We start from the raw sequence: 4,304 nt of genomic DNA on the forward strand, positions 1-4,304 counted from the left end.
ATATTACATTACGCTACTGCTTTTCTATTTTTACCTGTCTTCATCAAGCCATCATAATGTTTATTTAACAAATATGAATTCACTTGCTGCATTGTATCTATCGCAACTCCAACCATAATTAGTAGTGATGTACCACCAAAGAATAATGCCCAACCAGCTTGTACATCCATAAGCTTTACAATAATAGCTGGGAACACAGCAATCAATGCTAAGAATATAGAACCTGGTAAAGTAATTTGAGACATAATTTTGTCTAAATATTCTGAAGTTTCTGTTCCTGGTCTAATACCTGGAATAAAACCGCCACTACGTTTTAAATCATCTGCCATCTTGTTCGTTGGAACAGTGATAGCGGTATAGAAATATGTGAATATGATAATTAATAATGCAAACACAATGTTATACCATAATCCAAAAATATCAGAAAACTGAGCAATCATCCATTGACCAGCATCACTACCATCAATTGATTTACCGATTAAACTAGGCACAAACATAATCGCTTGAGCAAAGATAATTGGCATTACTCCAGATGCATTTAACTTTAAAGGTAAAAACTGTCTAGAACCGAATGCATTTTTCTCATAACCACCAGAAGCTGTTCTTCTAGCATATTGAACCGCAATTTTACGTACAGCCATAACTAACATTACAGATGCCATAATAATGATGAACCATATTACTAATTCGATTAAAATCATCATTAATCCTCCGTTTCCACCACCACTTAAACGTGACGCAGCATTTTGGATAAATGAGGCAGGTAATGTTGCAATTATACCAACCATAATTAATAATGAAATACCATTACCAATACCTTTATCTGTAATCTTTTCACCTAACCACATTGCGAATATACATCCTGTAACTAAAATGATTACAGAAGATATATAAAATGTAGGTCCAGTACCTAATAAGAATGCTGATTGAGGTATACCAAACGCTGTTGGTAAACTAGCTAAGTATCCTGGTGCTTGAAATAAACAAATTACGATGGTTAACCACCTTGTAATTTGGGTAATTTTCTTTTGACCACTTGCCCCTTCCTTTTGTAATTTCTGTAAATAAGGAATTGCAATTCCCATTAACTGCACTACAATAGAAGCAGAAATGTAAGGCATAATACCTAGAGCAAAAACAGAAGCGTTAGCAAAAGCTCCACCAGTAAACATGTTTAATAAACCAAGTATACCTTCTCCAGCTCCAGCTTGTAAATTACTTAACTGACTTGCATCAATACCTGGAAGTACAACCTGCGCACCAAAACGGTACACTAAAAGTAAACCAAGCGTTAGAATGATTCTGTCTTTTAGTTCGGTGATTTTCCAAACATTCTTTAATGTTTCTATAAATTTCATACTTTAGGTTGTCTTATAAAGTTACAGCCTCTCCTCCTGCAGCTTCGATAGCAGCTTTTGCTGAAGCAGTAAATTTATGAGCAGATACTTTTAATTTTGATTTCAATTCACCGCGTCCAAGAATTTTAACTAAATCATTCTTTCCTGCTAAACGTAAATCTATTAACGTTTCAAAATCAACTGCATCTTTTATTTTCTTGTCATCAACTAATTGTTGTAAAGTGTCAAGATTTACACCTTGATATTCTACTCTGTTGATATTTGTAAATCCAAATTTTGGTACACGTCTTTGAAGTGGCATTTGTCCACCTTCAAAACCTAATTTTTTAGAATAACCTGAACGAGATTTAGCTCCTTTGTGACCACGAGTTGCAGTACCACCTTTACCAGAACCTTGTCCTCGACCTATTCTTTTACCTTGATTCTTTGTAGAACCTTCTGCTGGTTTTAAATTACTTAAGTCCATTCTATATTATTATTTTGTCTCTTCAACAGAAACTAAATGTGAAACTTTATTTACCATACCAAGAACACTTGGTGAAGCATCGTGCTCAATTGTTTGACCAATTCTTTTTAGTCCAAGAGCTTCTAATATTCTTTTTTGGTTTTGCGTACGATTGATTGCACTTTTAACCTTTGTTACTTTAATCTTTCCCATCGTCCTATTGATTAACCGTTAAATACTTTTTCAAGAGAAATTCCTCTTTCCTTAGCAATTGTTCTTGCATCTCTCAATTGTAATAAAGCATCAAAAGTTGCTTTTACAACGTTGTGAGGGTTTGAAGATCCTTGAGATTTAGATAAAACATCATGAATACCAACGGCTTCTAGTACTGTTCTAACAGCACCACCAGCAATTACACCTGTACCAGGAGCAGCAGGAATAATATTAACTCTTGCTCCACCATATTTACCTTTTTGTTCGTGAGGTAAAGTTCCTTTGATAATAGGAATTCTAACTAAGTTCTTTTTTGCATCTTCAACTGCTTTAGCAATTGCAGTAGCAACATCTTTAGATTTTCCTAAACCGTGACCTACAACCCCAGCTTCATCACCAACCACTACGATCGCTGAAAAACCAAAAGCTCTACCACCTTTTGTTACTTTTGTAACTCTTTGTACTCCAACTAGACGATCTTTAAGATCAATTCCACTTGGTTTTACTAATTCTGCGTTTTTATATTTCTGATACATAGTGTCTTAAAATTTAAGTCCGCCTTCTCTTGCGCCTTCGGCTAATGATTTAACTCTTCCATGATATTGGTATCCACCTCTATCAAAAGAAATAGTATTAATACCAGCTTTGATTGATTTTTCAGCAACAGCTTTACCTACTAGAGCAGCTATTTCTGATTTAGTTCCTTTTGCTGAAGTAATATCTTTATCTCTCGATGAAGCTGCAGCTAGAGTTTTACCTGTAACATCGTCAACGACTTGAGCGTAAATTTCTTTATTACTTCTATATACAGCTAAACGAGGTCTTGCTTCAGTTCCTGAAACAACTTTACGAATTCTGCTTTTTATTCTTAATCTTCTTTGGTTCTTTGTTAATGCCATAACTAATTTTTTAAGCTGATTTACCTGCTTTTCTTCTTAATTCTTCACCAACAAACTTGATACCTTTTCCTTTGTAAGGTTCTGGTTTTCTAAATCCGCGAATTTTCGCCGCAACTTGACCAACTAATTGTTTATCGTGAGATGTTAATTTAACGATTGGGTTTTTTCCTTTTTCAGAAATGGTTTCAATTTTCACTTCAGGTGCAACATTTAAAACAATGTTATGAGAAAAACCTAAAGCCAAATCTAATTTCTGACCTTGGTTAGAGGCTCTATAACCTACACCTACAAGCTCTAATTCTTTAGTCCATCCTTTAGAAACACCTTCAATCATATTATTTACTAGTGCTCTGTATAAACCGTGTTTAGATTTTTGTTCTTTATTGTCTGCTGATCTAGTTACAAGTACGTTTCCGTCTTCTAGCTTAACTTCAACAGCATCAAATTTTTGTGTTAATTCACCTAATTTACCTTTAACTGTAATTAAGCCATCATTAACATCAACTGTAACTCCTTCTGGAATTGCTACTGGATTATTTCCTATTCTTGACATTTCTTTCTGCTTTTAATTATTAGTAAACGTAACACAATAATTCACCACCTACATTGTCTCTGTGCGCTTGCTTACCAGTAATTACACCTTTAGATGTAGATACGATAGCTATACCTAATCCGTTAAGGATTCTTGGCATTTCATTAGCGCCAGCATACTTACGTAAACCTGGTGTACTGATTCGTTGAATTTTTTTGATAACTGATTCTTTAGTTTCCTTGTTGTACTTTAAGGCAATTTTGATTGTGCCTTGTACAGAAGAATCATCAAATTTATAACTTAAAATATATCCTTGATCGAATAATATTTTAGTCATTTCTTTCTTTAAGTTTGATGCAGGAATTTCTACCACTCTGTGATTAGCTTTCACTGCATTTCTGATTCTTGTTAAGAAATCAGCAATTGGATCTGTATTCATTTATATTAATTTGCGGTAACGGTTTTCGATAACTCTCGAACCTGAGACCAATTTATAATTCTTGTTATATCGCAAAAGCGATAATTTTTACCAAGATGCTTTTTTAACACCTGGAATCAAACCTTGGTTTGCCATCTCACGGAAAGTTACACGTGAAATACCAAAAGTTCTCATGTATCCTTTAGGTCTTCCTGTAAGTTTACATCTATTATGCATACGTACTGGAGAAGCATTTTTTGGTAACTTTTGCAATGCTTCATAATCTCCAGCTTCTTTTAAAGCTTTACGTTTCTCAGCATATTTAGCTACTGTTTTTGCTCTTTTAACCTCACGGGCTTTCATTGATTCTTTAGCCATATCTTAATTCTTTTGAAAAGGTAAACCCATTTCAGTTAATAACGATTTTGCTTCTTTATCT

Annotated in this window: 8 protein-coding genes; all 8 read right to left on the reverse strand. The window is 34.1% G+C overall.

Annotated elements, in window-relative coordinates; all coding sequences use genetic code 11:
• Positions 1-8: 8 nt before the first annotated feature.
• The 8 genes from secY to rpsN all read right to left on the reverse strand — a co-directional run bounded on the left by secY (position 9) and on the right by rpsN (position 4,243).
• Positions 9-1,358 carry a preprotein translocase subunit SecY gene (gene secY / locus AB8B90_RS05170; RefSeq protein ID WP_405334354.1) on the reverse strand — a complete coding sequence of 450 codons (1,350 nt, stop codon included), beginning with the start codon at positions 1,356-1,358 and terminating at the stop codon, positions 9-11.
• A 13-nt stretch (positions 1,359-1,371) separates the two neighbouring features.
• Positions 1,372-1,824 (reverse strand): 50S ribosomal protein L15, encoded by a 453-nt coding sequence (rplO, locus tag AB8B90_RS05175; protein ID WP_405334357.1) that lies wholly within the window; start codon positions 1,822-1,824, stop codon positions 1,372-1,374.
• A 9-nt stretch (positions 1,825-1,833) separates the two neighbouring features.
• Positions 1,834-2,016 (reverse strand): 50S ribosomal protein L30, encoded by a 183-nt coding sequence (gene rpmD, locus AB8B90_RS05180; protein ID WP_249994878.1) that lies wholly within the window; start codon positions 2,014-2,016, stop codon positions 1,834-1,836.
• Between the two features lie 11 nt (positions 2,017-2,027).
• Complete coding sequence (gene rpsE / locus AB8B90_RS05185; RefSeq protein WP_405334361.1) at positions 2,028-2,552, reverse strand: 30S ribosomal protein S5; 525 nt, start codon at positions 2,550-2,552, stop codon at positions 2,028-2,030.
• 6 nt (positions 2,553-2,558) lie between these two features.
• The gene (gene rplR / locus AB8B90_RS05190; RefSeq protein WP_405334364.1) at positions 2,559-2,915 is read right to left on the reverse strand and encodes a 50S ribosomal protein L18; all 357 of its coding nucleotides are present in this window, start codon (positions 2,913-2,915) and stop codon (positions 2,559-2,561) included.
• Positions 2,916-2,925: 10 nt separating this feature from the next.
• Positions 2,926-3,468: a 50S ribosomal protein L6 gene (gene rplF, locus AB8B90_RS05195; protein ID WP_405334367.1), complete on the reverse strand. Its 543-nt coding sequence runs from the start codon at positions 3,466-3,468 to the stop codon at positions 2,926-2,928.
• Between the two features lie 19 nt (positions 3,469-3,487).
• The gene (gene rpsH, locus AB8B90_RS05200; protein WP_323788241.1) at positions 3,488-3,886 is read right to left on the reverse strand and encodes a 30S ribosomal protein S8; all 399 of its coding nucleotides are present in this window, start codon (positions 3,884-3,886) and stop codon (positions 3,488-3,490) included.
• Between the two features lie 87 nt (positions 3,887-3,973).
• On the reverse strand, positions 3,974-4,243 hold the full coding sequence (gene rpsN / locus AB8B90_RS05205) for a 30S ribosomal protein S14 (RefSeq protein ID WP_183486606.1): 270 nt from the start codon (positions 4,241-4,243) through the stop codon (positions 3,974-3,976).
• Positions 4,244-4,304: the final 61 nt, after the last annotated feature.

Source organism: Psychroserpens sp. (assembly GCF_045105015.1).
Taxonomy (GTDB): Bacteria; Bacteroidota; Bacteroidia; order Flavobacteriales; family Flavobacteriaceae; genus Psychroserpens.

Coding starts and splice junctions, on each gene's coding strand:
- rpsN (WP_183486606.1), bottom strand. CDS start 4,243: ATGGCTAAAGAATCAATGAAAGCCCGTGAGGTTAAAAGAGCAAAAACA.
- rplO (WP_405334357.1), bottom strand. CDS start 1,824: ATGGACTTAAGTAATTTAAAACCAGCAGAAGGTTCTACAAAGAATCAA.
- rpsE (WP_405334361.1), bottom strand. CDS start 2,552: ATGTATCAGAAATATAAAAACGCAGAATTAGTAAAACCAAGTGGAATT.
- rplF (WP_405334367.1), bottom strand. CDS start 3,468: ATGTCAAGAATAGGAAATAATCCAGTAGCAATTCCAGAAGGAGTTACA.
- rplR (WP_405334364.1), bottom strand. CDS start 2,915: ATGGCATTAACAAAGAACCAAAGAAGATTAAGAATAAAAAGCAGAATT.
- rpsH (WP_323788241.1), bottom strand. CDS start 3,886: ATGAATACAGATCCAATTGCTGATTTCTTAACAAGAATCAGAAATGCA.
- secY (WP_405334354.1), bottom strand. CDS start 1,358: ATGAAATTTATAGAAACATTAAAGAATGTTTGGAAAATCACCGAACTA.
- rpmD (WP_249994878.1), bottom strand. CDS start 2,016: ATGGGAAAGATTAAAGTAACAAAGGTTAAAAGTGCAATCAATCGTACG.